At 71.4% G+C, this 25,381-nt stretch carries 26 protein-coding genes; 13 read left to right on the top strand and 13 right to left on the bottom strand.

Going from position 1 to position 25,381, the window contains the following annotated elements; translation table 11 throughout:
* Window positions 1–2 precede the first annotated feature (2 nt).
* Genes RN607_RS10965 through RN607_RS10945 form a run of 5 tightly spaced genes read right to left on the bottom strand, consistent with a single transcriptional unit; the run spans window position 3 to window position 5,314 of the window.
* Entirely contained in the window at window positions 3–1,295 is a 1,293-nt protein-coding gene (locus RN607_RS10965; protein WP_313542587.1) for a DUF58 domain-containing protein, read from the bottom strand.
* Window positions 1,295–2,275, bottom strand: a complete 981-nt coding sequence (locus tag RN607_RS10960) for an AAA family ATPase (protein WP_313545434.1) — start codon at window positions 2,273–2,275, stop codon at window positions 1,295–1,297. Before RN607_RS10960 ends, RN607_RS10965 begins: the two co-directional genes overlap by 1 nt.
* 14 nt (window positions 2,276–2,289) lie before the next feature.
* A complete protein-coding gene (locus tag RN607_RS10955; protein ID WP_313542585.1) occupies window positions 2,290–3,498 on the bottom strand; it encodes a DUF4350 domain-containing protein in 1,209 nt (402 codons plus the stop codon).
* Entirely contained in the window at window positions 3,495–4,163 is a 669-nt protein-coding gene (locus RN607_RS10950) for a DUF4129 domain-containing protein (RefSeq protein WP_313542583.1), read from the bottom strand. Before RN607_RS10950 ends, RN607_RS10955 begins: the two co-directional genes overlap by 4 nt.
* On the bottom strand, window positions 4,160–5,314 hold the full coding sequence (locus RN607_RS10945) for a glycerophosphoryl diester phosphodiesterase membrane domain-containing protein (protein WP_313542582.1): 1,155 nt from the start codon (window positions 5,312–5,314) through the stop codon (window positions 4,160–4,162). Before RN607_RS10945 ends, RN607_RS10950 begins: the two co-directional genes overlap by 4 nt.
* 122 nt (window positions 5,315–5,436) lie before the next feature.
* On the opposite strand from RN607_RS10945, the gene mtrA reads away from it, so the two are divergent.
* The 6 genes from mtrA (at window position 5,437) to secA (ending at window position 14,190) form a co-directional block, all read left to right on the top strand.
* Window positions 5,437–6,120, top strand: a complete 684-nt coding sequence (gene mtrA / locus RN607_RS10940) for an MtrAB system response regulator MtrA (protein ID WP_313497110.1) — start codon at window positions 5,437–5,439, stop codon at window positions 6,118–6,120.
* A gap of 74 nt (window positions 6,121–6,194) precedes the next feature.
* Complete coding sequence (gene mtrB / locus RN607_RS10935; protein ID WP_313542580.1) at window positions 6,195–7,793, top strand: MtrAB system histidine kinase MtrB; 1,599 nt, start codon at window positions 6,195–6,197, stop codon at window positions 7,791–7,793.
* Window positions 7,790–9,520, top strand: coding sequence for an LpqB family beta-propeller domain-containing protein (locus RN607_RS10930; protein WP_313542578.1), 1,731 nt, complete (start codon window positions 7,790–7,792; stop codon window positions 9,518–9,520). Before mtrB ends, RN607_RS10930 begins: the two co-directional genes overlap by 4 nt.
* 103 nt (window positions 9,521–9,623) lie before the next feature.
* The gene (locus RN607_RS10925) at window positions 9,624–10,352 is read left to right on the top strand and encodes a ComF family protein (protein WP_313542576.1); all 729 of its coding nucleotides are present in this window, start codon (window positions 9,624–9,626) and stop codon (window positions 10,350–10,352) included.
* 127 nt (window positions 10,353–10,479) lie between these two features.
* The gene (gene hpf, locus RN607_RS10920) at window positions 10,480–11,148 is read left to right on the top strand and encodes a ribosome hibernation-promoting factor, HPF/YfiA family (protein WP_313497103.1); all 669 of its coding nucleotides are present in this window, start codon (window positions 10,480–10,482) and stop codon (window positions 11,146–11,148) included.
* Between the two features lie 189 nt (window positions 11,149–11,337).
* Window positions 11,338–14,190 (top strand): preprotein translocase subunit SecA, encoded by a 2,853-nt coding sequence (secA, locus tag RN607_RS10915; RefSeq protein ID WP_313542574.1) that lies wholly within the window; start codon window positions 11,338–11,340, stop codon window positions 14,188–14,190.
* A gap of 83 nt (window positions 14,191–14,273) precedes the next feature.
* Here secA and RN607_RS10910 read toward each other — a convergent pair whose 3' ends face one another.
* Both RN607_RS10910 and RN607_RS10905 read right to left on the bottom strand, forming a co-directional pair.
* A complete protein-coding gene (locus tag RN607_RS10910) occupies window positions 14,274–14,741 on the bottom strand; it encodes an Rv3235 family protein (RefSeq protein ID WP_313497099.1) in 468 nt (155 codons plus the stop codon).
* Entirely contained in the window at window positions 14,738–15,439 is a 702-nt protein-coding gene (locus RN607_RS10905) for a LysM peptidoglycan-binding domain-containing protein (RefSeq protein WP_313542572.1), read from the bottom strand. The genes RN607_RS10910 and RN607_RS10905 overlap by 4 nt, the downstream gene beginning before the upstream one ends.
* Before the next feature lie 249 nt (window positions 15,440–15,688).
* On the opposite strand from RN607_RS10905, the gene RN607_RS10900 reads away from it, so the two are divergent.
* Window positions 15,689–16,210: a hypothetical protein gene (locus RN607_RS10900; protein ID WP_313542570.1), complete on the top strand. Its 522-nt coding sequence runs from the start codon at window positions 15,689–15,691 to the stop codon at window positions 16,208–16,210.
* A 37-nt stretch (window positions 16,211–16,247) separates the two neighbouring features.
* On the opposite strand, the gene RN607_RS10895 is transcribed toward RN607_RS10900, so the two are convergent.
* A complete protein-coding gene (locus RN607_RS10895) occupies window positions 16,248–16,457 on the bottom strand; it encodes a helix-turn-helix domain-containing protein (protein ID WP_313497094.1) in 210 nt (69 codons plus the stop codon).
* 109 nt (window positions 16,458–16,566) lie between these two features.
* Between RN607_RS10895 and RN607_RS10890 the strand changes: the two genes are divergently transcribed.
* Genes RN607_RS10890 through RN607_RS10880 form a run of 3 tightly spaced genes read left to right on the top strand, consistent with a single transcriptional unit; the run spans window position 16,567 to window position 18,900 of the window.
* Window positions 16,567–17,187 carry an RcpC/CpaB family pilus assembly protein gene (locus RN607_RS10890; RefSeq protein WP_313497092.1) on the top strand — a complete coding sequence of 207 codons (621 nt, stop codon included), beginning with the start codon at window positions 16,567–16,569 and terminating at the stop codon, window positions 17,185–17,187.
* Window positions 17,184–18,455, top strand: a complete 1,272-nt coding sequence (locus tag RN607_RS10885; RefSeq protein ID WP_313497090.1) for a CpaE/TadZ family protein — start codon at window positions 17,184–17,186, stop codon at window positions 18,453–18,455. Before RN607_RS10890 ends, RN607_RS10885 begins: the two co-directional genes overlap by 4 nt.
* Window positions 18,456–18,459: 4 nt before the next feature.
* Window positions 18,460–18,900, top strand: a complete 441-nt coding sequence (locus RN607_RS10880) for a DUF6912 family protein (protein ID WP_313497088.1) — start codon at window positions 18,460–18,462, stop codon at window positions 18,898–18,900.
* 28 nt (window positions 18,901–18,928) lie between these two features.
* Here the strand turns inward: RN607_RS10880 and RN607_RS10875 are convergent, their stop codons facing one another.
* The 4 genes from RN607_RS10875 to RN607_RS10860 all read right to left on the bottom strand — a co-directional run bounded on the left by RN607_RS10875 (window position 18,929) and on the right by RN607_RS10860 (window position 22,743).
* Window positions 18,929–19,720 (bottom strand): inositol monophosphatase family protein, encoded by a 792-nt coding sequence (locus RN607_RS10875; RefSeq protein WP_313497086.1) that lies wholly within the window; start codon window positions 19,718–19,720, stop codon window positions 18,929–18,931.
* Between the two features lie 120 nt (window positions 19,721–19,840).
* A complete protein-coding gene (gene rsgA, locus RN607_RS10870; RefSeq protein ID WP_313497084.1) occupies window positions 19,841–20,878 on the bottom strand; it encodes a ribosome small subunit-dependent GTPase A in 1,038 nt (345 codons plus the stop codon).
* A 6-nt stretch (window positions 20,879–20,884) separates the two neighbouring features.
* Window positions 20,885–22,210, bottom strand: coding sequence for a 3-phosphoshikimate 1-carboxyvinyltransferase (gene aroA / locus RN607_RS10865; RefSeq protein ID WP_313497082.1), 1,326 nt, complete (start codon window positions 22,208–22,210; stop codon window positions 20,885–20,887).
* Entirely contained in the window at window positions 22,207–22,743 is a 537-nt protein-coding gene (locus RN607_RS10860; RefSeq protein WP_313497080.1) for a hypothetical protein, read from the bottom strand. Before RN607_RS10860 ends, aroA begins: the two co-directional genes overlap by 4 nt.
* A 175-nt stretch (window positions 22,744–22,918) precedes the next feature.
* Between RN607_RS10860 and RN607_RS10855 the strand changes: the two genes are divergently transcribed.
* Together RN607_RS10855 and rsrA are read left to right on the top strand one after the other, a co-directional pair.
* Complete coding sequence (locus RN607_RS10855; RefSeq protein ID WP_376784160.1) at window positions 22,919–23,515, top strand: sigma-70 family RNA polymerase sigma factor; 597 nt, start codon at window positions 22,919–22,921, stop codon at window positions 23,513–23,515.
* A 1-nt stretch (window position 23,516) separates the two neighbouring features.
* Window positions 23,517–23,762: a mycothiol system anti-sigma-R factor gene (gene rsrA / locus RN607_RS10850; RefSeq protein WP_313497079.1), complete on the top strand. Its 246-nt coding sequence runs from the start codon at window positions 23,517–23,519 to the stop codon at window positions 23,760–23,762.
* Window positions 23,763–23,864: 102 nt separating this feature from the next.
* Here the strand turns inward: rsrA and RN607_RS14685 are convergent, their stop codons facing one another.
* Window positions 23,865–23,939, bottom strand: a complete 75-nt coding sequence (locus tag RN607_RS14685) for a 50S ribosomal protein bL37 (protein ID WP_376784260.1) — start codon at window positions 23,937–23,939, stop codon at window positions 23,865–23,867.
* Between the two features lie 201 nt (window positions 23,940–24,140).
* Between RN607_RS14685 and RN607_RS10845 the strand changes: the two genes are divergently transcribed.
* On the top strand, window positions 24,141–25,229 hold the full coding sequence (locus tag RN607_RS10845) for a type IV pilus twitching motility protein PilT (protein WP_313497077.1): 1,089 nt from the start codon (window positions 24,141–24,143) through the stop codon (window positions 25,227–25,229).
* Window positions 25,230–25,381 lie beyond the last annotated feature (152 nt).

The following is a 25,381-nucleotide window of genomic DNA, read 5'->3' as shown; positions in this document are numbered from 1 at the left end:
CTCTACAACCGCCCGGCGGCCTTGAGCGCCAGGTATGCGTCGGCGACGGCGGGCGGCAGCGCCTCGGGCCCGGCGGAGACGACCTCGGCACCGCGACGGCGCAGGCGATCGGCGACGGCCGCGCGCTCCAGATCGGCGCGGGTCGCCGCGGCGGCTGCATAGGCCTCGGTCACGCCGCCGCGACCCTGGATGATCTCCCGCACCTCCGGATCCTCGACGGAGGCGACCAGCAGCTGGTGGTCCCTGGCTGCGGGCGCGAGCGCGCGCAGCATCCCCGATTCGACCGCGCCGGCGCCCACGTCGGTGAGCAGCACCACCAGGGCGCGCTGGGAGAGCGTCTCCCGCACCATGCCGGCAGCGGCGGTCCAGTCAGGCTCCACCAGGCGAGGCTCGACGGGAGCGAGGCGATCGGCGATCGCGGGCATGAGCGCGGCGCCGGACACCCCGGAGATGCGGGCGCGCACGCCCCGGTCGAAGGCGATCACGTGCACGCGGTCCCCAGCCTTCGACGCGAGCGCGGCGAGCAGCAGGGTGGACTCGATCCATGCGTCGAGGCGTGGCATGTCGCCGATGCGTCCTGCAGCTGACCGTGCGGTGTCGATGACGATCAGCACCTGACGGTCGCGCTCGGGTCGCCATGTACGGACGACGACCTCGGAGCGGCGGGCGGTGGCCCGCCAGTCGATCGAGCGCACGTCGTCGCCCATCACGTACTCGCGCAGGGAGTCGAACTCGGAGCCGGCCCCGCGGATCTGCACCGCGGAGCGCCCGTCGAGCTCGCGCAGGCGCGCAAGGCGGGACGGCAGATGCCGTCGGGACGCGAACTCCGGAAGGACTCGCAGCGTGGCCGGCAGGTCGACGCTCAGCTGGCGACCGGCGAGGCCGAGCGGCCCGCGCACACGCAGGGTGACAGCACCGGCGTCACGGTCGCCGCGACGCGTGGGCGTGAGGGTGGTCGTGAGCCGACGCGCCTCGCCGGGGGGCAGGTCGATCGCGTGGCGGTTGGGTCCCGCGCCCGCGGACGGCTGCCAGGCATCGCGGACGATGCCGCGAACCCGGCGCGTGCCCATGTTCTGCACGAGCAGCACCGTCTGCGTCGTATCGCTCAGGCGCACTGATGCGGGGGGTTCCCGACGAGACGCCAACAGGCGTGGCGAAGGAGCGCCGAGCACGTCGCTCAGCACCAGCACCGCCGTGATGCCCGCCCAGATGAGCGCTGCGCCGGCTGAGCCGGCGGTGGCCGCGATCGGCACGCCCAATGCGCTCAGCAGGACTGCTCTCCAGGTCAGGTACATCAGCGGGGCACGGGTACCGAGGCGAGCACGGAGTCGATGACGCTGGCGGGGGTCACGCCCTCCAGCTCGGCCTCCGCGGTGAGCTGCAGGCGGTGCGCGAGGGTCGGGTGTGCGAGCGCCTTGACGTCGTCGGGCGTGACGAACGGCCGGCCTTGCATCCATGCCCACGCGCGGGTGGTGGCGAGCAGTGCGGTCGCGCCGCGAGGGGACACCCCGAGCGACGTGGCCGTGGCGGCTCGCGTGGCGCGGCAGACGTCCACGACGTAGCCGATGACCTCGGGCGTGATCTCGACCTTCGCCACCTCGCCGCGGGCGGCCTCGAGGTCGTCGAGAGTGGCGACAGGGGTGACGCCCGCCGCAGCGAGGTCGCGAGGGTTGAAGCCGTCGGCGTGGCGGCGAAGCACCTCCGTCTCCACCGCACGGTCGGGCAGGGGCAGCTGCAGCTTGAGGAGGAACCGGTCCAGCTGTGCCTCAGGGAGGGGATATGTGCCCTCGTACTCGACCGGGTTCTGGGTGGCGATCACCAGGAAGGGGTCGGGCAGCGCGCGCGACTCGCCGTCGACGGTGACCTGGCGCTCCTCCATCGCTTCGAGCAGCGCGGACTGCGTCTTGGGAGGGGTGCGGTTGATCTCGTCGCCGAGCATGAGATTCGTGAAGACAGGTCCCTCACGGAAGGAGAAGCGCGAGGTCTGCGCGTCGTACACGAGCGAGCCCGTGATGTCGCCCGGCATGAGGTCGGGGGTGAACTGGACGCGCTTGCTGTCCAGGGACAGCGACTGCGCGAGAGCGCGTACCAGGAGGGTCTTCGCGACGCCCGGCACTCCCTCGAGCAGCACGTGGCCCCGGCACAGCAGCGCGATGATCAGTCCTGTCACTGCGGCATCCTGGCCGACGACCGCCTTGCCCACCTCGGCTCGCACGCCCGCGAGGGTGGTGACGAGCGGGGAGAAGGTGGGGAGCGGGGGCGCGTCCTCAGGCATGTAGGGCGTGTCGGTCACGAGCGATGCACCTCGTCTTCCAGGGAGTCGAGCCGGGCCAGCAGGTCCAGCATGGTCTTGTCATCGGTGGGCGGCGGCCCGTAGAGGAGGGTGTCGATCTCCGCGGCGTCCCGCCCGGTGTGGGTGGCGATCGCCGCGACGACGGCGCCGCGGGGGGCCGATCGTGCCAGCGCGAGCCGTGACGCGATCCTCGCCGTGGCGCCGGCGCGTAGCGCGGCCAGCGCGTGGCCTCGGGCGCGTCCGCGCTGATAGAGCCGTCCTCGTCCGCGGGTGGCCTCGGAGGCGCGGACGATCACGGGAAGCGGCTCTGTCACCAGGCGGCCCATGCGTCGGCCCTGCCAGGCTGCTGAGACGAGAGCGGTGAGAAGCGCGGCGACGCCCCCCGCGACGAGCCAGGGCGGCGTGCGTGGCGTGAAGTACGTGGAACCGGTCTGGTCGGGTCCGAGCACCGTGTCGTCGAGCTCGCCGCCCATGTACCAGACCACATGATCCGCGTGGCCCATGGTGTGCAGCGCGAGCGCGGCGGCACCGTCCGTCGCGAGGCCCGCGTTGTCGACGATCGACGCGTCGGCGAGCACGTGCACGGGTCGCGCGCCGTCGCGGGTCAGCATGACGTACGCATAGCCGGAGCCGTCGGTGAAGCATCCCGTGGCGCCGTCCGCGCCGGAGGAGAGCTGGAGCCACGGCGCCACGCCGGTCAGGGACTTGGCCGCGACCGCGGCAGGGGCGTCGCACGATGCTGGCATCGACTGCTCCTGGACGGTGGGGACCGCTGCGAACAGCTGGGGCGAGATCGCGTCGAGCGTGTTGCTGTCCGGCGCGATCCACACGACGTCTCCCGGATGATCCGCGATCGAGGCGACCTGGTCGTCGCTCAGGAACGTGTACGACGCGATCACGAGCGTCCCGGCGCCGTCGAGCAGGCGGTAGGCGTCCGCGAGCGTGCCGGTCTCCTCGACGGTCACTCCTTGGTGGCGGAGGATCTGGGCCACGGCCTGGGCTCCGTCAGCGCCGGGGTTGGAGATCGACAGCGGCGTGCTGGAGGTCTGGGGGCGCGTCAGCGCGAGCCCGACGACGAGCACCAGCACCAGGCCCAGGACGGTGACCATCCAGCGGGAGCGTCCCCACCGGGCCGAGGCGACGGTGGCCGCGCTGCTGCCGTCGCCGAGCGTGTAGCCCTCCGGGGCGAGGACGGTGCGGCTCATGCGGACGGTCCGGTGGGCGTGGGGACGGAGGTGGCAGCGCGCCGAGCGGACGCGAGCGCGTCGGCCGCCTGGCTGACCGCGGCGTAGTCGGACTCGGTCGCGGGACGGTCGCTGTAGCGGACCTCGTCGAAGACCCTCGCCGCGAGTCGGAGCTCATGGGCGACGGCAGGCACCACGGCGGCGGTGTCGGCGGAGGCCTCGTCCGCCGTGCGGCCGGGACGTGGATCGATCAGCGCGCGCTCCTCGGCGGATCTCACGATCGCGCGGAAGCGATCGACGACGGCCTCGCGCCACAGCGCCCGCGAAGCTGCAGCCTGCGCCGCGGCCTCGAGCTCGGATGCCGAACGTGCCTCGCCTGCGAGGACGTCCGCCCGTTCGGTGCGGCGTCGCGCGAGGAGCGGCCTGGCGATCGCGATGGCCGCGCCGATCAGCGCGGCGACCACCAGGAGAGCGAGCACGTATCCGAGCGGCGTGAGGCCGCCGCCTCCGTCGCTGCCCAGCAGGTTGTTGAGCACGTCGGAGAGCCACTGCGCGATGCGGTCGGCCAGCGACGCGCCCTGACGGTAGTCGGCCTTCGACAGCTCCTGCTCGGCCCAGCGCCGCGCCTCATCGGCCCCGGGCTCGACGGGGATGGACAGCAGCGCCTGGGATGCGAGCAGGATCACCGTGCGGCGCGCTCCTGCACGGCGCGCTGGAGGGTGAGGTCGAAGCCCTCCTGGCGCATGCGCTGGTCGGTGTACAGCCCCGCGCTGACTCCGCCGAGGTAGACGATCGAGAGCAGGGCGCCGGCATAGGTCGCCAGCGCGAGCACCGCGACGTAGAGCGGGCCGGCCGTCCCCGGATCGGCGGTGAACATGAACAGCGGGAGCAGCACGGAGACGGGCACGGCGAGCACGTTCTGGATCACCGAGGTGATGAGGCCTGCGACCACGAGCACCCCGAGGATCATCCAGAAGCGCCCGGTCGTGAGCCGCCACGAGCGTCGGAGGGCTCGGAAGGGCCCCATGCGCTCGAGCACGACCACGGGCACGGCGAGAGACACCTTGATCGCGACCCATATGATCAGCGCGACGGCCCCGAGCCCGAGGAGCACGAGCGCGGCGAGGCCCAGGCCCAGGTCCGCCCTGAACGCGACGACGACGGCCCCCGTCGCGACGCCGATCACGAGGGTGCCCGCGATCCCGAGCATCAGCGTCTGCACCAGAAGCGCCGGAAGTGCTGTGAAGCCTCGCCGCACCGCCTCGCCAGGGCCGATGCGCTCGCCGATCACGGACCGGGAGAACGACACGGAGGTCACCGCGGTCGACACGAGCAGGACGAGCGAGCCCAGCAGAGAGCCGACGAGCAGCAGGACGACGTCGGAGATGCTGAACGGCATGGCGCTGCTGGAGGACACGTCGATGAAGGCGGAGTCGAACAGCGACGCGTAATAGCTGTAGCCCATGCCGAACATGACGACCATGGCGAGCGCGCTGACCAGGGCGTTGATGCCCAGCATCACCTTCGGGTTGTGCCGGATGGCCTTGAGCGGCCCGTCGAGCAGCTCGCCGAACGTGAGCGGGCGCAGCGGGATGATGCCTGGCCGGAGCATCGCCGCGGCGTCGAGCGGCCGCGGGTGCGCAGGCGGCGGCACCGGCGCGCCAGGAGGCGCGGGGGGAGCGGGGAACGCCTGCACGGGTGAGCCCGTGGCCGCGCCCGGATACGGCGGTGGAGGCGGCGCCACGCCGGCCGACGGAGGCACGAAGACGGGGGCGCTCCCGCCATCGGATCCCCCTGACAGGCCGGCCCCCGAGGTGCCCTGTCCACTGTCGCTCACGCGATACCTCCTCGTCCCGGCCCATCCTGCCATGGGGTGCCGCGGCGACCGTGGATCCCCACAGGCGCCGTGGCTGCCCGAGCCTCGAAGTCCCAGGGACGACGGCATGGCAAGATGGGCGCATGACGGCACGCATCCTGGTGGTCGACGACGATCCGGCTGTCGCGGAGATGATCGGCATCGTGCTGCGCGGCGACGGGTTCGAACCGCTGTTCTGTGACCATGGCGACCGCGCGGTGGCGATCTTCCGCGCCGAGCAGCCTGACGTGATCCTGCTCGATCTCATGCTGCCGGGGCGCAGCGGCATCGACATCTGTCGAGAGATCCGCGCCGAGTCCGGCGTGCCCATCATCATGCTGACCGCCAAGTCGGAGACTGTCGACGTGGTGCTCGGACTCGAGTCCGGCGCGGACGACTACATCCCCAAGCCGTTCAAGCCGCGCGAGCTGATCGCCAGGGTGCGAGCGCGGCTGCGCCGCAACGAGGCGACCGCGCCGGCGTCGGTGCGGATCGGCGACCTCGAGATCGACGTCACGGGGCACAGGGTCACACGCGACGGGGAGGTGATCCCGCTGACACCCCTCGAGTTCGACGTGCTGGTCACGCTCGCGAGGGCCCCGGGCCAGGTGTTCACCCGCGAGGTGCTTCTCGAGGATGTGTGGGGCTACCGGCACGCCGCGGACACGAGGCTCGTGAACGTCCACATCCAGCGGCTGCGCGCGAAGATCGAGAGGGATCCGGAGAACCCCGAGATCGTCCTCACGGTGCGCGGCGTCGGCTACAAGGCCGGTGGTCAGACGTCGTGAGGCGGTCGCCGCGCACGCTGGCGGTCCGGTTCTCCGTCCTGCTGCGGCGAGGAGCACGCCGATGGCGTCGCTCCATGCAGCTCCGCGTCGTCACCACGGTGCTCGTGGTGGGCGTCGCGACCGTGCTCGTGCTCGGCGCCTTCGTCCTGAACCAGATCCGCGACGGGCTCGTGGAGACGCGGGTGGACCGCATCCTGTCCGAGTCTGCCCAGGACGCGGTGAGCGCGCAGAACTACGTGGACGCCTCGACCGCGGCCACCCCTGGCGACCTGCAGACGCTGGTGCGCGCGGTCTACGAGTCGCTCGCGCTGAGGTCTGCAGGCGGCGACACCCGTGGCCTGATCCTTCTCAAGGCGCCCGACAACGACTCGGACGTGTTCCTCACGCCCGGGGTCTCGGACGCGAGCCTGGTCTCCGTGGTGACCCCCGAGATGCGGGCGGCGGTCGAAGGGGACGTCACCCAGCCATGGCAGTACACGACGCTTCCCGACTCGGGTGATCCCGGCGTCGTGGTCGGCTCTCCCATCAAGCTCAGGGACGCGGGGGAGTACGAGCTATACTTCGTCTACTCGCTCGCCGACGAGCAGCAGACGCTGGGCTTGATCCAGCAGGTGCTCGTGTTCGGCGGCGCGGTGCTGATCGGGCTGGTGCTGCTGCAGGCGTGGTTCGTGACCGCTCAGGCGGTACGACCGGTCCGGCAGGCCGCGCGTGTCGCGTCGCGGCTCGCGGACGGGCTGCTGTCGGAGCGCATGAGCGTGAGCGGTGCCGACGAGATGGCCACCTTGGCGACCACGTTCAACGAGATGGCGGAGTCGCTGCAGCGTCAGATCACCCGGATGGAGGAGCTGTCGCGGGTGCAGCGCCGCTTCGTCTCCGACGTGTCGCACGAGCTCCGCACGCCGCTGACGACCATCCGGATGGCGTCGGACCTGCTCTACGACGCGCGGGACGGCTTCGCGCCGGAGGTGGCGCGCTCGGCGGAGCTCCTGAGCGCGCAGATCGACCGGTTCGAGCTGCTGCTGTCCGACCTTCTGGAGATGTCGCGCATCGACGCGGGCGCGGCCCAGCTCGAGTTCGAGCTCACCGACGCGGTGGACGTCGTCGTCGACGAGGTCGAGGCGATCCGCCCCGCGGCCGCCGCGCTCGGCGTGGAGGTGGACGTGTGGGTCGCGAAGGGGACGCACGTCGCGACGTTCGACCGGCCCCGCGTGGGGCGCATCATCAGGAACCTGCTGTCGAACGCCGTGGAGCATGCGCAGGACGGCTCAGTCGACGTCGCGGTCGCGTCGAACGGCCGCGGTGTGGCGGTGGTCGTCCGCGACTACGGCGTCGGCCTCACGCCGTCGCAGGCCGAGCGCGTGTTCGACCGGTTCTGGCGGGCCGACCCCGCCCGTGCGCGCACCATGGGAGGGACGGGCCTCGGACTGTCGATCGCGCGTGAGGACGCGCTGCTGCACGAGGGACGGCTCGAGGCGTGGGGCTCTCCGGGCGAGGGCGCCTCGTTCCGGCTGAGCCTTCCGCGGACCTCGCGAGGCCTGGGCCAGCGGCCCGTCCTGCCGATCGCGATGCGTCACGAGGAGTTCGAGGCGCTGGGCCGCCGGGTGCAGCCGCGGCACGCGGCGGCGGAGGTCGCGCAGGGGCCCGACGACGAGCTCGAGGGAGGTCGCTCATGAGGCTCAGGCTGTGGGCCGGCACCGCGCTCGTCGCGCTGCTGGCGGGCTGTGCGACCATCCCCGGCAGCGGACCGGTGAACGTGGGCATCACGAGCGCCCCGGAGGAGGGATCGTTCCTTCCCCTCGCGGAGGGACCCAAGGACGGCGCCGATCCGCAGGCGATCATCCAGGGCTTCATCGCGGCGCTGCCGTCCGGCTTCGACACGGACTTCAGCGTCGCGCGCGAGTACCTCACGCCGGAGGCGAGCCGAGGCTGGAACCCGGAGGCGTCGGTCATGGTGTTCGGCTCGGGCAGCCTGATCCCGACCGTGGACCAGACGGGGACCAGCGCCGTGCTGCCCGTGCCGGTGACGGCGACCATCGACGCGGACGGCCGACTGGTCGAGGCTCCCGACGGTGCGGAGACCACGCTCGACTTCAGCCTCACGCAAGGTGCCGACGGGCAATGGCGGATCTCGGAGCTGGCGGACGGCTCCCTGCTCGCCGAGACCTTCTTCGAGTCGCTGTTCCGTCGGGTCGGCCTGGTGTTCGCGACCACGGATGGGAGCACTCAGGTCGCGGAGACGCGATGGTTCCCTGAGACGAACGCGGCGACTCGTGCCGCCTCCGAGCTGGTCGTGGGCCCGTCGCCGTGGCTGGCGGACGCCGTGAGCACCGGCTTCACGGCGGCCGCGTCGCTCGAGGTGGACTCGGTCGTCGTCACCGACGGGGTCGCGGCGGTGCGGCTGGCGTCCGACGCGGCCAGCTCGGCGTCGGAGGTCGAGCTGGGCCTGGCGCAGCTGCAGGCGACGCTGACGGCTCTGCCGGACGTCACGTCGGTGGACGTGACGATCGGTGGCGTGCCGGTCGAGGCGGGCAGCGCCTCCATCCTGGCCTCGGCGCAGGTGCCGTCGGAGCTCGCGGCGGCGATCGTCGGGTCCCGCCTCGGTCTCTGGGACGGCACATCGCTGAGGGTCACGCCCGACTCCGCGGGGGCGCTTCCTGCCTCCGCCACCGGTCTTGCACAGTCCTACTCGGGATCGCAGACGGCGCTGATCGTCGACGGCACGCAGCTGGTCGTCACGAGCGCGCTCTCCGTCGGGATGAGCGGCCTCGTGCCGTCCGACTCGACGTCGGCCGACCCGTCGACCCCTATGGAGCTTCAGACGATCGCCACGGGCGCGAGCCTCGTCGCGCCCTCCTACGACGTCGACGGATGGCTGTGGACCGCGGATGCGGGTGGTGGGGCCCTCAGCGCGTACCCCGTGGACGGGATCTCGGGGGAGGCGGTCCAACTCGAGGCCGAATGGCTGCAGGCGCGACGGATCCAGGCGCTCGCCGTCTCGCGTGATGGGGCGCGCGTGCTCGTCGCGTCCACGGTCGCAGGCCAGCCGGTCATGGAGGTCGCAGGGATCGTGCGCGACGCCTCGGGTACGCCGGTGGCGTTGACAGAGCCGTTGCAGGTGGGGGTGTCCGCGGGTGCCTCCACCGCCGTCACGTGGATCGACTCGTCGACGGTCGCGGCGCTCGGCTCGCGGGTCGACGGCGGTGCGACACCACTGTGGATCGCCACGGTAGGAGGCCTGACCGAGGCGTCGACCGCAGCCTCGGACGCGACCGCGCTGACCGCTCGCAGCGGCACGACGTCGCTGACCGTGCTCAGCGCGGAGGCCGGGGCGCTCGCGCGATCGGGCACGGGATGGACGCCCGTGGTCGCGGGCGTCACGGATCTGGCGTACGCGGGCTGAGGCCGGTCCAGCCAGGCGTCCCCAGCACCGCGGTCGCACGGCGTCGTCCACGTCGCGGGTGCCGAGGCCGATCCTGGTCCAGTGCGCGTGATGGCATGGGCGGATGCGAGAGCGTCTGCCGGTCCGAGTAGCGCGCGCCGTCGCAAGGGTCGTGGTCCCCGTCGCATGCCCTGGTTGCGGCCGTGAGGATGTGCGGTGGTGCGAGGCATGCGTCGCGGCCTGGTGGGAGGACCCATGGAGAGCCGAGCACGACGCCGCCCGCCTCGACATCGTGGCCCGACCGCCGTTGCCCGTGTGGGTCGTCGCCCCGCTCTCCGGTGGGGCGCACGGCATGATCGCAGGGTGGAAGGACGGCGGGCGACGCGATCTCGACGGCCTCTTCGCGGACGCGGCCGAGCGCCTGGGGCGGCGCGTCGCCCCTGCGGTCGCGAGCGTGCCCGGGCCGTGGGTCGTCGTCCCTGCGCCGGCCAGGCGCGCGAGCACCCGACGGCGGGGCGAGGACCTCCCGCTGCTGCTCGCCCGCGCGGTCGCACGGGGTCTGGCGCAGGGTGGGATCCGTGCCGACGTGCGGCCTGCGCTGGCCATCGGAGCGGGCGAGCAGCGCCGTCGCTCCGCCGGCGACCGATGGCGTGCGATGCGCTCTGCGGTGACCGTGCAGGCGTCGCTCCCGCCGGGTTCACCAGTGCTCATCGTGGACGACGTGGTGACCACGGGCGCCACGCTCGCCGCCTGCGTCGCGGCGCTCGAAGGGGTCGGCTCCCCCGTGGTCGCGGCGCTCGCGCTGGCGGCCGTCGAGCGTGTGGCGGGCGACGCGCATGCGGGTCTATGGTGAGTTCTACGTAGACGACGATCGTCGGATCCCTTCGATGAGGGGAGGTGATGCCGCAGGCGCTCCAGGCGCCGCAGCCGCCCTGCCCCGGCCCCACGGGGACACTCTCATCCAAGAGGAGGACAACGTCATGGACATCGCCATCAGCGGACGACACACCAAGGTCGCGGACGATCTGCGCGAGCGGATCACCGAGAAGATGGAGAAGGTCGAGGCCCTTGCGCCGCGCGCGACGCGAGTGGATGTCCACGTGGTCCACGAACGAAATCCGAAGCGTGCGGACGATCAGGAACGCGTCGAGATCACGGTGCGAGGCAAGGGCGGAGTGGTGAGGGCCGAGGCCTCCGCCGCGGACCGCCATGCCGCGTTCGACGCGGCCTCCGCCCGGCTTCTCGAGCAGCTCCGCAGGCTTCACGAGCGCCGCGCGCATCGCCACCAGGGCACCTCCGCGCTCCGGTCGGTCGGAGCGGACGCCCCGCTCGCGCCCGTGGCGGATTCCGGAGCCCCCCACGCTGCCTCCAGCGTCGAGCCCTGGGAGGGTGCGCCCGAAGGCGCCACCCGCGAGGTGCCGATCGACGGCACGCCCATCGTGATCCGCTCCAAGACCCACGCGGCCGTGCCGATCACGGTCTCCGAGGCGATCGACCAGATGGAGCTGGTCGGCCACGACTTCTACCTCTTCCTCGACGCCGAGTCCGGGCTCCCGAGCGCCGTCTACAGGCGCCGCGGCTGGACCTACGGCGTGATCCACCTCAGCGAGCAGGACTCGGCCGAGTCGGTGGAGCGGGAGACCGCCTGACGCGGGTCCCGTGGCCGCGGCCTCCCTGCGGCGGCCACGGGACGAGGCGCCGCCCCTCCTGCGTCGACGCGCGCGACCGCGACCGGTCGGCGGGTGCCTCGTCTTCGCCCTCAGCGAGACGCGCCCGGGCCGTTGCGAGGAGCGACTACGCTTGCGGGGGGTACCGCAACGACAGCAGGGAGCTAACCGGTGGGCATCTTCGAACGCGTCATCCGCATCGGCGAAGGGCGGGCGATCCGCCGGCTCGAGCGGGTGGTCAGCCTCACCAACGCCCTCGAGGACGTCTACCTCGAGATGACGGACGAGGAGCTGAGGGCGCTCACCGATGACTTCCGGCAGCGCCGCGCCGACGGCGAGAGCCTCGACTCCCTGATGCCCGAGGCGTTCGCAGCCGTGCGCGAGGCGTCTCGGCGCACGCTCGGCCTGCGCCACTTCGACGTGCAGATCATGGGTGGCGCGGCGCTCCACCTAGGGAACATCGCCGAGATGAAGACCGGTGAGGGCAAGACCCTCGTCGCCACCCTTCCCGCGTACCTGAACGCGCTCGACGGCGAGGGCGTGCACGTCGTCACCGTGAACGACTACCTGGCCACCTACCAGTCCGACCTCATGGGGCGCGTGTTCCGCTTCCTCGGCATGGAGACCGGCTGCATCGTCACCGGTCAGACGCCCGAGCAGCGCCGCAAGGAGTACGCGGCGGACATCACGTACGGCACCAACAACGAGTTCGGCTTCGACTACCTGCGCGACAACATGGCGCTCGACGCGAAGCAGCTGGTGCACCGCGCGTTCCACTACGCGATCGTCGACGAGGTCGATTCGATCCTCATCGATGAGGCCCGCACGCCGCTCATCATTTCCGGTCCCGCCCAGGGCGACAACGCCAAGTGGTACGTCGAGTTCGCTCGCATCGCGCGCGAGCTCAAGATCGACGAGGACTACGAGGTCGAGGAGAAGAAGCGCACCGTCGGCATGCTCGAGCCCGGCATCGAGAAGGTCGAGGCCGCGCTCGGCATCGTCAACCTGTACGAGCCCGCGAACACCCCGCTGATCGGTTTCCTCAACAACGCGGTGAAGGCCAAGGAGCTGTTCCACCGCGACCGTGAGTACGTGGTCCAGAGCGGCGAGGTCGACATCGTCGACGAGCACACCGGCCGCCTCCTCAAGGGCCGGCGCTACTCCGAGGGCCTGCATCAGGCGATCGAGGCCAAGGAGGGCGTGGCGATCAAGGCGGAGAACCAGACCTACGCCACCATCACCCTGCAGAACTACTTCCGCCTGTACGACAAGCTCTCGGGCATGACCGGCACGGCGCAGACCGAGGCCGGCGAGCTCCACGCCACGTACGGGCTGGGCGTCATCCAGATCCCCACCAACAAGCCGATGATCCGCCAGGACCAGGCCGACTTCCTCTACAAGAGCGAGCAGGCGAAGTTCGACGCGCTGATCGCCGACATCCTGGAGCGCAACGCGAACGGCCAGCCGGTGCTCGTCGGCACCGTGTCCGTCGAGAAGTCGGAGGCGCTCAGCAAGGAGCTGCGCAAACGCGGGATCGCCCACAACGTCCTCAACGCCAAGCAGCATGAGAAGGAGGCGTCGGTGGTCGCGGAGGCGGGCCGCTGGCGCGCCGTCACGGTCGCCACGAACATGGCGGGCCGAGGCACCGACATCATGCTCGGCGGCAACCCGGAGTTCCGGGCGGTCGCCGAGATGGCGGAGCGCGGGCTCGACCTGCACGAGGACCCCGAGGCCTACGAGGCCGCGTGGGACGGCGTCCTCGCCGAGCAGCAGGCGCTCGTGGAGGAGGAGCACGACAAGGTGCTCGCTGCCGGCGGACTCTATGTGCTCGGTACGGAGCGTCACGAGTCGCGCCGCATCGACAACCAGTTGCGTGGTCGCTCAGGCCGTCAGGGCGACCCCGGCGAGTCCCGCTTCTACCTGTCCCTCGAGGACGACCTCATGCGGATGTTCCAGTCCGGCATGGCGGCGCAGATGATGAACTCGGGTGCGCTGCCCGACGACATGCCGATCGAGTCGGGCATCCTGACCCGCGGCGTGCGGTCGGCTCAGGCTCAGATCGAGGGCCGCAACGCCGAGATCCGCAAGAACATCCTGAAGTACGACGATGTGCTCAACGCTCAGCGCACCGTCATCTACGACGAGCGCCGCAAGGTGCTCGACGGCGAGGACCTGCGCGACCAGATCGAGGGCTTCAGCGCCGACGTCGTGACCGAGTACGTGCGGGCGGCGACGCAGACCGGCGCACCGGACGAGTGGGACCTCGAAGCACTGTGGAAGGACCTGCGCGCGGTGTACCCGGTCTCCCTCACGATCGACGAGGTCACGGAGGAGGCCGGCGGCGTCTCCGGGCTCTCCACCGACTTCCTCGTGCGTGAGCTGACGGCCGACGCGCGAGTGCAGTACGACCTCGTCGAGGAGCGCATCTCCTCCGAGATCATGCGCACCGTCGAGCGTCAGGTGCTGCTGCAGGTGCTCGACGCGAAGTGGCGCGAGCACCTCTACGAGATGGACTACCTCAAGGAGGGCATCGGCCTTCGTGCGATGGGCCAGCGCGACCCGCTGACCGAGTATCAGCGTGAGGGCTACGGGCTGTTCGAGGCCATGACCGACGGCATCAAGCGTCAGGCGATCCAGGTGCTCTACCGGGTGGAGCGACGCGAGGCGCCTCAGCCCGAGCCCGGTCCCAGCGTCGACGCGACGTCTGCGGCGGCCACCGCCGCGACCGCGCCTGCTCCTGCGGCAGACGGAGCGACGCGACGTCGCCTCGTGGGTCCCGCGACCTCGACCGGCAACGGGGCGGGGATGCAGATGACCATGGCCCCCCTCACATACTCGGGTCCGTCCGAGGACGGGTCCGCGAAGGTCGTGAAGGACTCGCGCGCGAAGAAGGGCGGTGCAGCCGGCGGTGCGAAGAAGGCCGAGTCCGACGGCATCACGTTCCCCGGCACCGCGAAGAACTCCCTGTGCCCGTGCGGCTCGGGCAAGAAGTACAAGATGTGCCACGGCAAGAACGAGGCGTAGCCCCCGTCAACGGAGATGGCAAGAGCAGTGGCCCGACGGTGATCCGTCGGGCCACTGCTCTGTTGTCTGCGACTACTGCGAGGTCAGCCGACCTCGATCACCGTGGCGACCCATCGACCGCGACGATCCTCCATGCGCAAGGCGATCGCGTGGACGCGATCGCCCCAGCCGGCCACGACGCTCACCTCTGCGGCAGTCGCTGACACGCGGCACACGCGTGCTCGCAGCACCTGGGCATTGCCGACGCCCGACTGGCCCGCGCGCCGCGCGATGGACTGCTGCTTGGACAGCTGCAGGCGCACGGTGGGGTCGATCCAGCGCGTCAGCGCGTCGAGCGCGGACGAGCCGTGGACGGCCTCGAGCGAGGCCTTCGCGATCGTGCAAGCCAGTGGCGACGGATCGCCGAGCGGACGCCGCTTGCGCTCGTACGGGGAGCTGGGGGCCGGCAGGACCTGCGCCCGCCCTGGACCTGCGGGGGGTCGGCGCGTGCCTGCGGCTGTGCCGAGCGGACGGCGCGGCGCAGTCCTCGCGCTGAGCGGCTGCGCGCTCACCGGGCGAGCTCCGCGGGGACGGCGAGCACCTGACCCGGTTGGATGAGCCCTGGGTCGTCGCCGATGGTGACCCGGTTGGCCTCGTAGAGCGCAGGCCACGCCGACGCGATGTCGTGGGCATCCTGGTCTCCGAGGAGGTCAGCGGTGATGGTCCAGAGCGAGTCGCCCGCCTCGACCGTGAGCGAGGCCGGCGGCGCGCCCGGATTGGTGGCCGGCGCGGTGTCGGCGGTCCCTGCGGCGTCGACGGCCAGCGACGACGGCGAGGCATCCGCTTGCCACCCCGGTGCCGCGTCCACCTGAGGGTGGGTGGTGAGCTGCGGTACGGCCGGGGACTCGACCCACCCGGGTGCCCAGTCCGTCCCGGCGACCGTCACCGGGCTGTTCCAGCCAGGCGCGGCGTCGACCGCGAACGACGGCACCGCGATGCCTGTGGAGAGCGTCACGCCGGCGGCCGTGGCCACGAGGCGTCGCCACGCATGCGGTGCGAGTGCAGCCGCCCAGCGCGGCACGGCTCCGCCGACCGCCGCGGCGAGCATCACGAGGCTCGTGAGGGTCAGGTAGCCGCACACGAGCGCTCCAAGGCCCACGATCAGCGGTGCGATCAACGCATCGGGTCCCGCTCCAGGCTCACCGGCAGAGCGGGCGAGGTCCATCGCCAGTCCTCCGAGCACGCATGAGGCGATCGGCATGACCGCCATCAGTGCGGCCGCGGCGCCTTGCCGCCGTGGTGTCGGAGCGTGCTGCTCGTCCGATGTGTGCTGTGCTGCACCTGCTTCTCGCAGGCTTCCTTGCCTGTACGTCATGCCGCCCCCGGTTCATGTCGTTTGATGACGTTTGCGGTCACTAGATATATCCCGGAGCGGGCGATATGTCCAGTTTGCGAAGATCACGGTTCGGACTCGATCCCATTTCTACTATGTGACACGCGGTGTCGCTAGTGTGTGGGCATGCGTTGGAGACTGCTGTTCGCGGACCTTGAGGGCGCGATGGCCGCGCACGAGTCTCGGATCTTCGAGAGCGAGGTCGCGGACCGGACCCGTGGCGAGCACGCCGGGGTCGGACTCTCCGCGCGGCTGATGGCCAACCGCGGGTCGCACGTCGCGGTCACGCTGCGCGACGGCAGCCGCGTGAGCGGAGATCTCGTGGACGGCGCGGGTCAATGGCTCCTCCTGCACGACCCGCCTCGCCAACGCCTGATCCCCGCGCAGGGGATCGTCGCGATCCATGGACTGCCGCGTCGCGCGGCGCCGATGCCCGAGGTGGAGCGGCGGCTCTCGTTGGGGGCGGCCCTGCGAGCTCTCGCGCGGGACAGGGCGCGCGTGTCGGTGCGCACCGACGGGATCACCATGACGGGCGTGCTGGGCGTCGTCGGAGCCGACCATGTGGAGGTGGCCGAGCGTGCCTCAGGCGAGCTCCCGGCGGTCGTGCCCTTCGCGGCGATCCTGGAGGTCGGCTCTGCGGTCGGTTGAGGGGCGTCGGGCCCCTGGTCGGAGCTCGCGGGCCCTGTCAGGGCTGCTCTGAGGCGATCCGTGCGCGGGTGGCCTCGTACTGCCGTGCGATGTAGGCCTCGAGCTCCGTCGCCTCGACCCGCCACTGGCCGCGCCCGCCCACCTGGATCGCGGGCAGCTCGCCCGTGCGGACCAGCGCGTACGCCTGTGGGGAGGAGATGCTGAGTATCTCCTGCACCTCAGCGAGGGTCAGGAATCTCTGGGGCATGGCTCCATTGTCACCCAGATCTGACCGGTTCGTGAGCCTTTGTCCACAACGCGTCTCGGCGGTCGGCGCTCCCCGGCAGGATGGGCACCTGTGACGAAAGGGGGTGCGCATGAGCGCATCGGCACGCCCCGCTCGAGGGCGTCTTGCTCCTCCGAGCTGGCGAGATCCACGGCTGCTGATCGGGATCGTCCTGATCGCAGCATCCGTCGCCGGCGTGGTGTCGCTGGTACGGGCCGCCGACTCCACCGCACCGGTGTACATGGCCGTGCGTGAGCTCCCTGCGGGGACGGTGCTCGACCAGGAGGACCTGGTGGTCGCCCACGTGCGGGTGGATGCCGGCACCTACGTCGGCGCGACGGAGCAGCCATGGGGGCAGGTACTCACTCGACCGGTCGGGGTAGGCGAGCTGGTGCCCGCGGGGGCGCTCTCGAGCGTCGACGCATACGACGCCCGCCCGGTGGCCGTCAGGACCACCCGGCCGGTCGCGCAGGGGATCGGGCCTGGCAGCATCGTCGACGTCTGGGTCACCGTGGTCGACGAGGACGGCCAGCCGTCGTCGCGCCTCGTCGGCGAGCAGCTCGCGGTCGACGCGGTCGAGGCCGATGACGCAGCCTTCGCCGGGTCCGGCGCGCAGACCGTCTACGTGATCGTGCCGCAGGACCGCATGGAGGCCTTCCTCGACGCGCTCGCCGTGGACGGCGACCTCTCGGTCGTGGGACTCGCCGGGTGACCGTCCTCACGGTGCTGCTGGCGGTGCGAGGCGCCGCCGAGACGCGTCTGGCCCAGTCGCTCGACGGCCATCCGGACATCGCGGTGACCCGACGGTGCGCGGACCTCGCGGAGACCCTCGCCGCCGCGCATGCCGGGTTGGGCCGCGTGGCCGTGGTGTCCGATCAGCCTCATCTCGACAGGGACTCGCTCGCGCAGCTCGGCCAGGCGGGCGTCGTCGTGATCGGCGCTCCCTCGACGATCGACGCGGCCGACCATCTGTCGGCGCTCGGCATCGTCGAGGTGCTGCCGGTTGCCGCGGACGAGAGCGCCATCATCGAGACGGTGCTCGCCGCAGGTGACCGGAGCGCTTCGTGCCCACCGCCACCGCCTGTCGCGCCCGATCCGGGCGGCCGGGGTGCGCTGATCGCGGTGTGCGGTCCCGCAGGAGCGCCGGGCAGGACGACGGTCGCCGTCAACCTTGCGGCGCACCTCGCTGCCGCGGGCGTGCGGACGCTGTGCGCGGACGTCGACACCTATGGCGGCGCTGTGGCCCATGCGTTCGGGCTGCTCGATGAGGCGCCGGGGATGGCGGCGCTCGCCCGCGCGTCCCTCGCCGGCGCGCTGCGCGACGACACGATCGAACGCTACGCGGTGAGCGTGGCGCCCGGCCTCCGCGTGCTCGGCGGCATCTCGCGGCCCGACCGGTGGCCGGAGCTGTCGAGGTCGGCGCTCGAGCCGGTCTGGGAGCGGCTGGCATCCCACGCCGGTGCCGTGGTCGTGGACTGCGGCTTCTGCCTGGAGGAGGACGAGGACCTGGCCTACGACACCCTTGCGCCCCAGCGCAACGGGGCGACGCTGTCCGCGCTGTCGGCGGCCGACGTGGTCGTCGTCGTGGGCAGGGCGGAGCCACTGGGGATCGAGCGCCTGGTCCTCACGCTCCAGATGCTCGACGACTCCGGGCGCGCGCAGGCCGCGCGGAGGCTCGTCGTCGTGAATCGGGTGCGCGAGTCGGTGGTCGGTCCGCGGCCGCATCAGGCGGTCGCGGACGCGTTGCGGCGCTTCGCCGGCGTCGAGCAGGTCTGGCCGATCCCTGACGACCCGACCGCGTGCGACGTCGCGACGCTGGCGGGTCGCACGCTGCGGGAATGTGCTCCGCGGTCCGCGGCCTCCAGGTCGCTGGCCGCGCTGGCTGAGGAGATCGCAGGCGCGGTGAGCGGCGAGCCCGGCCTCAGTCAGGCCCGCACCGCGCGGGCGGGGGCACGCGTCGGTCCCGGGATGCGACACTGAGGTCATGCGCGTGTACATCCCTGCCACGGTCGGGCAGCTGCGCGAGGTCGCGTCGGGCGCCTGGGAGCCCGTGTCGGCGTTCGCGGTGACGGATCGGATGCTCGAGATCGCACCGGACATGGATCCGGACGAGGCGGCGGAGGAGGTGATCCACGTCGCCGCCATGGAGTCGGCGCTGAGGCTTGAATCGCCGCTGCGAGTGGTCGTCGCAGTCGATCATCCGAGGTCCGACATCGTCGCGCTCCCGGGCGCTCATCCTGCCGCGGTGTCGCTTGCGGGCAGGGTCAGGCAGGACACGGTGGTGTGCCTCTTCGTGGACGAGCCGGAGGCGGAGCCCGATGTGGCAGGTGCGCTGATCGACGATGAGGCGGCACTGGACCGGCTCGTGGGTCGAGACCTGCTCTGGTACGACGTCAGCGAGATCGACGCGATCGCGCTCGTCTGAGCGCTGCGACGCTGATCGCCGTCTCGCTTCAGGGTTGAAGACTGCGCAGGGCCGCGTCGTGCAGCATGCCATTCGTCGCGAGCGCGTCGACCCCGAACGGTCCTGGCTCTCCGCCGAGCGAGGTGAATCTGCCGCCCGCCTCCTCGACGATGGGCACGAGTGCCGCCATGTCGTGCAGCGCGAGCTCGGGCTCGCAGGCAAGGTCGACCTGGCCCTCTGCGACCATCATGTAGCTCCAGAAGTCCCCGTAGGCCCGGGTGCGCCACACAGACCTCGTCAGGTCGAGGAAGGCCGGGAGCAATCCCCGTGCCTCCCACCCGGAGAGCGACGAGTAGGACAAGGAGGCCTCGGCCAACGTCGAGGCGGAGCTCACGGACAGCCGATGCACGGGCGCGGTGGGCGAGGAGCCCCACGCGCCGGCGCCTGCGGCGGCGAACCAGCGCCGGCCCAGCGCGGGTGCGGAGACGACTCCGACCACGGGCACGCCTCGATCGACGAGTGCGATGAGGGTGGCCCAGACCGGTACCTGACGGATGTAGTTCTTGGTGCCGTCGATCGGGTCGACGATCCACTGACGCGCGCTGTCGCCGGTGGCACCGTACTCCTCGCCGACGAAGGCATCGGCAGGTCGAGCCGTGGCGATCTCCCGACGGACGAGCTGCTCTGCCTCACGATCGACCGCGGTGACGGGCGTGTCATCAGGCTTCAGCTCGATCGTGAGCTGCTCGGACGCGAAGTTGGCGACGGTGAGCGCGTCGACCAGATCGGCGATGTCGAGCGCGAGGCGCAGGTCGTCAGCGTACGCGCCGATAGGCTCCATTGCGCCAGGCTACCGGCCTCGATCAGCCCGGGGCGACAGCGCCCTACCGGCTGTGAAGAACATCTCCCGCCCTGCGCTCGCTTCGGTGCGCGACGGCCCGTGTCGGCGTGCGGGTGAAGGTCAGTACTGATCGCCTGCGGCACGTGACGCCAGAAGCCTGCGGATCGAGTCGACGCGCGAGCGCCTGGCCTCGTCCTGGCCGGCCCAGTCGTCGAGCTCGCAACCCGCTTGAGCCGACTCGTGGGTGCAGCCGCGAGGGCACAGTTCGGCCGCGGCGTCGGCGACGTCGGGGAACGCTGCGACGAAGTGGGCGGGGTCCACGTGCGCGAGGCCGAACGACCGCACGCCCGGGGTGTCGACGATGTGCCCGCCGTCGGGAAGCCTGTATCGCACCGCGGAGGTGGAGGTGTGGCGCCCTCGGCCTGTGACGTCGTTGACGTGGCCCACCGCACGCTCGGCTGCCGGGACGAGCGCGTTGACCAGCGTCGACTTGCCGACCCCGGAGTAGCCGACGAGCACCGTGTCACGGCCCACCAGGTGATCGCGGAGCAGCCCGAAGCCGGGATCCGCATCGAGCGACCCCCCCGAGCGTGCGTCCGTCTCGATGACCGTCACGCCGAGCGGCTCGTAGGCGGCGCGGAGCGCATCGGCCGATCCGAGGTCCGCCTTGGTGAGGACCAGCATGGCGTCCATCCCCGCGTCGAAGGCCGCGACCAGGCAGCGGTCGATCATGCGCGCGTTCGGCTCGGGGTCTGCGAGCGCGGTGACGATCGCGAGCGAGTCGGCGTTGGCGACGATGACCCGCTCGGCGGTGTCGGTGTCGTCAGCGGTGCGGCGCAGCTCGGTGCTGCGCTCCTCGCGGCGCACCAGGCGGGCCAGCGTGCCGTCGGCACCGGTGGTGTCGCCCACGACGCTCACCCTGTCTCCGATGACGAGGCCGCGCCGGCCCAGCTCTCGGGCCTTGACGGCCGTGAGCACCGTCCCCGCGTGCTCGCCCGTGTGGTCCAGGAGCTCGACCGTGTACCTCCCGCGGTCGACGGCGGTCACCACCGCGAGCACCGCGTCCGCGTGGGTCGGGCGGATCTTCGATCGAGGACGGGAGCCGCGTCGGCTGGGACGCACCCTGGCATCGGACTCGTCGTACTCGCGTCGCGCCACGCGTCCTCAGCCCTCCCGGCCGAGCATGCGCGCCCACATGAGAGGGAAGTCGGGCATGGTCTTCGCGACCGTGCCGACGTTGAGCACCTGCAGGCCGGGCACGGTGAGACCGATGATCGCGGCGAAGGTGGCCATCCGGTGGTCGTGGTACGTCTCCATGACGGCGGGCGACAGCCCCGCAGGCGGGAGGCCCGCGAACTTCAAGGAGTCGTCGCCCGCGTGGCACTGGCCGCCCACGCGTTCCACCTCGGTCGCGATCGCGGCGAGGCGGTCGGTCTCGTGACCGCGGAGGTGGCCGATGCCGGTGAGCTGCGAGGCCGAGTCGGCCAGGGCGCACAGGGCGGCGATGGTCGGCGTGATCTCGCCGGCGGGGGAGAGGTCCGCCTCGATCCCGTGGATCGTGCCGTCGCCGGTGACCGTCATCACGTCTCCGTCGAGCGTGCAGGTGCCGCCCATCCGGGCGAGGAGCTCAGGGTAGTAGGCACCGGGCTGTGTGGTGCGTGCCGGCCACCCGGGGATCCGGACCGAGCCGCCTGCGACCAGCGCGGCGGCCATGAAGGGTCCCGCGTTCGACAGGTCGGGCTCGACCCGCACCTGCGACAGCGCGAGCGCTCCGGGGTGCACGACCCACGTGCGCTCGTCCGGCTGATCCACGCGGACGCCAGCGTCCCTGAGGGTTTCGCACGTCATGTCGATGTGCGGCAGGCTCGGCAGGGTCTCGCCGACGTGACGGATCGTGAGCCCGGCCTCCAGGCGAGGGGCGACCAGCAGCAGCGCGGTCACGAACTGGCTCGAGCCCGATGCGTCCACCTCCACCTCGGCGGGTGTCCGTGCCGGCGGCGTCATCGTGAACGGCAGGGTGCCGCGCCCGTCGTCGTCGATCGTGGCGCCGAGCGCGCGCAACGCGTCCAGCAGCGCACCCATGGGTCGCACGCGTGCGCCCTCGTCACCGTCGAACGTCACAGCGCGGGCGTCTCCGCGGGCGCCTGCGAGCAGCACCAGCGGCGGCACGAAGCGCATGACGGTTCCCGCGAGCCCGCAGTCCACGTGCCCGCCTCCGTCCAGGGGGCCCGGAGTGACCACCCACTCGTCGCCCGCGTCGTCGACGCCGATCCCGAGCGTGCGCAGCGCCCCGATCATGAGCGCCGAGTCGCGGGATCGCAGCGCGCCGCGGATCCGGACAGGACCGTCTGCGAGCGCGGCGAGCACCAGGAACCGGTTGGTGAGCGACTTGGAGCCCGGGACCTCGACGGTCGCGTCCAACGGGCCTCCGGGCAGCGGCGCGTCCCAGACCTCACCAGGTCCGAGCCCGGTGGGGAGGGCAGCGTTCACGCGGCGGCCTTGCGGGCGCGCCTGTGCTGCACCTTCTTCGCGTCCTTGCCGGCCTTCGCCTCGAGCGCCTTCACCTTGGCGGCGGCCGCCCTCTCCTTCGCCCTCGCCTTGTGCTTCTGCTTGCGAGCGATGTGCCGCGCGGAATGCCCTGCGGTCGCCGCGACCATGACCCCGCCGAGCAGAGCGAGGTTCTTGAGGAAGGCCTCGAGCTCGGCCTTGCGCTCGTCCTCGTCGTCGATCGTCCAGAACGGGTGCGCCAGGCCGACGGTCGCGGCGTGGAGGCCCGCGAGCGTCATGGCCGCGGTGCGCGGCGAGCGGGACACGGCCAGCAGGGCGGCAGCGCCGATCGTGGCCGCTCCATGGGCCTTGACGAGATCGGTGGTGGTCACCTTGTCGTCGATCCCGAGCTCCTGGAGCACCGGGTCGACCGTCCCGGCGACGCGGGCGGCACGACGCTCGGGCTCGCGGACGGACTCGACGCCTCCGTACAGGAACCATGAGGCGAGCAGCGGACGGGCGAGTGCACGGAACATGGCACCACCCTACTCGGCACCTCCGACGCCTCGCAGGGTGACCTGGACGATCGCCGTCGTCCCTGGGAATGTGGATGCGGCGGCGACGGTTGAACGTGACATGACGACGACCCTGGAGCGTCCCATGAGGGCGGCGGTGCGTGCGAGCCTTCCTGGCTCTGTAGGCTCGGACGCGATGACTGACATCGAGTTCGACTTCGAGACCGAGGCGCTGTCCTACATGGACCAGCTCTACGCCGCCGCCCTGCGCATGACGCGCAACGGCGCCGACGCGGAGGACCTGGTGCAGGAGACGTACGCCAAGGCGTTCGCCGCGCAGGACAAGTTCGCTCCTGGCACCAACCTCAAGGCGTGGCTGTACCGCATCCAGACCAACGCCTTCATCAACACGTACCGCAAGAAGCAGCGCGAGCCCAAGCGGTCGGACGCGGAGGCTGTCGAGGACTGGCAGCTCGCGGCCGCCGCGGAGCACACGTCGTCGGGGCTCGCGTCCGCTGAGGACGCGGCGCTCGACTCGATCGGCGACTCCGAGATCAAGCGTGCGCTCGCCGAGCTGTCCGACGACTTCCGGATGGCCGTGTACCTGTCCGACGTCGAGGGGTTCGCGTACAAGGAGATCGCCGAGATCATGGACACCCCGGTGGGGACCGTGATGTCGCGCCTGCACCGCGGTCGCAAGCTCCTGCGCGAAAAGCTCCGCGACTACGCCGCGGAGCGCGGGCTGCATGACAAGCGTGAGAAGACCGCCGCCACGACTAAGAAGGAGGTGTGACGTGGAGGGCAAGGCTGAATGTGAGGAGGCCCTCGACCGCCTCTTCGAGTACATCGACAACGAGCTTCCGGACGACGAGCTGCTGCGCATCGGCGATCACCTGAGGACGTGCCCGCCATGCGAGGCGGAGCACAAGATCAACGAGAAGATCAAGAGGATGGTGCACTCGACCGGTGGGGAGGTGGCGCCGGAGGACCTGCGCAGCCGCGTCCTCGCGACGATCCGAGAGGCGCGTCACGCCGACTGACGCGCCCGCGGCGCACGCCGCGAATGGTGGCGTCCGCGCCCGGACGCACGAGAGCCCGCCCCGGTCGTGACCGGCGGCGGGCTCGTCGTTACTGAAGGGCGCTCAGGCGTTGGGACGCTTGCCGTGGTTGGCGCCGGAGTTCGCGCGGGTCTTGCGCTTGCGGCCTCGCTTGCTCATCACTTCCCCCTTTCCGGGATGCGGGCGGACAACTGTTGACGCACGATTGTCCCACAGGCTCCGCACTTCGCGCGCCGCCTTCCTCGGAGCCGGGCGGAGCGTGCAGTGCGCCACACCCCCCGCGCGGGATCGTCGCCAGACGCGCTAGCCTGCGCATCAGGGGGATTCAAGGTTCCGTCCCGTCCTGCCGAAGGAGATTCCGTGAGCGACCAGCCTGTCTCCGTGATCCCGTTCCTGCACGCCCTCGCGTCGACGGGGGGCTCGGACCTGCACTGCAAGGTGGGATCGGCGCCACGCATCCGCGTTGACGGTCGCCTCCGCAAGCTCCAGGTCCCGCCGTTGACCCCGGAGGACACCCGCAACATGGTGGCCCAGGTGCTGCCCGAGGAGCTCGTGGCCCAGTTCCGCGACATCCACGAGGCGGACTTCGCGTTCTCCCTGTCCGGCGTGGGCCGCTTCCGCGTCAACGCCTACGTGGCGCGCGGCACCGACTCGCTCGTGTTCCGCCGCGTCGCGATCGGCGCCCAGCCGATGGCTGAGCTCGGCCTGCCCGACGTGCTCGGGGAGCTGGCGCTCGAGCCTCGCGGCCTGGTCCTCGTGACCGGTCCCACCGGGTCTGGGAAGACCACGACGCTCGCCTCGATGGTGGACCTCATCAACGAGTCCCGCGAGGTCAACATCATCACGATCGAGGACCCGATCGAGGTGCTGCACACCGACAAGAAGGCGATCATCTCCCAGCGCGAGGTCCGCTCGGACACGCTCGACTTCACGAACGCGCTGCGCGGCGCGATGCGCCAGGACCCTGACGTGATCCTGGTGGGCGAGATGCGTGACATCGAGACCGTGCGCGCCGCGCTGACGGCCGCCGAGACCGGGCACCTGGTGCTCGCCACCCTGCACACGGTCGACGCGCAGGACACGATCAACCGCGTCGTCGACTTCTTCACGCCGCACGAGCAGGGGCAGATCCGGGCGACGCTGTCGCAGACGCTGCGCGGCATCGTGTCGCAGCGCCTGGTGCGCCAGGCCGACGGGCATGGGCGCAAGCTCGTGGCCGAGGTCATGGTGAACAACGGACGTATCGCCGAGGCGATCGTCGACCCGTCGAGCCAACCGCCGATCGCCGACCTGATCACCGACGGCGAGTACTACAAGATGCAGACCTTCGACCAGCACCTGTTCCAGCTGGTGCGCGACGGCGAGGTCACGTACGAGGACGCGATCGCGATCGCGTCGCGGCCCCACGACCTGTCGGTCACGCTTCGCAACGAGGGCGTCATCGCCTGACCCGGGGCGTCGTCCCTGCCGTACCGCGACAGTACGAACCAATCCGTGCCGCGGCGCGCTGGCCACGCACCGCTTCCTTGCAGGACACGCCGGCGCGCCGCCGCTGACGTTGGTTCGCAGTGTCGGGAATCGGCCTCAGGGACGATGCTCAG

Source organism: Demequina capsici, assembly GCF_032102965.1.
Classification (GTDB): Bacteria; Actinomycetota; Actinomycetes; order Actinomycetales; family Demequinaceae; genus Demequina; species Demequina capsici.
This window is presented reverse-complemented; position numbering and strand designations above follow the sequence as displayed.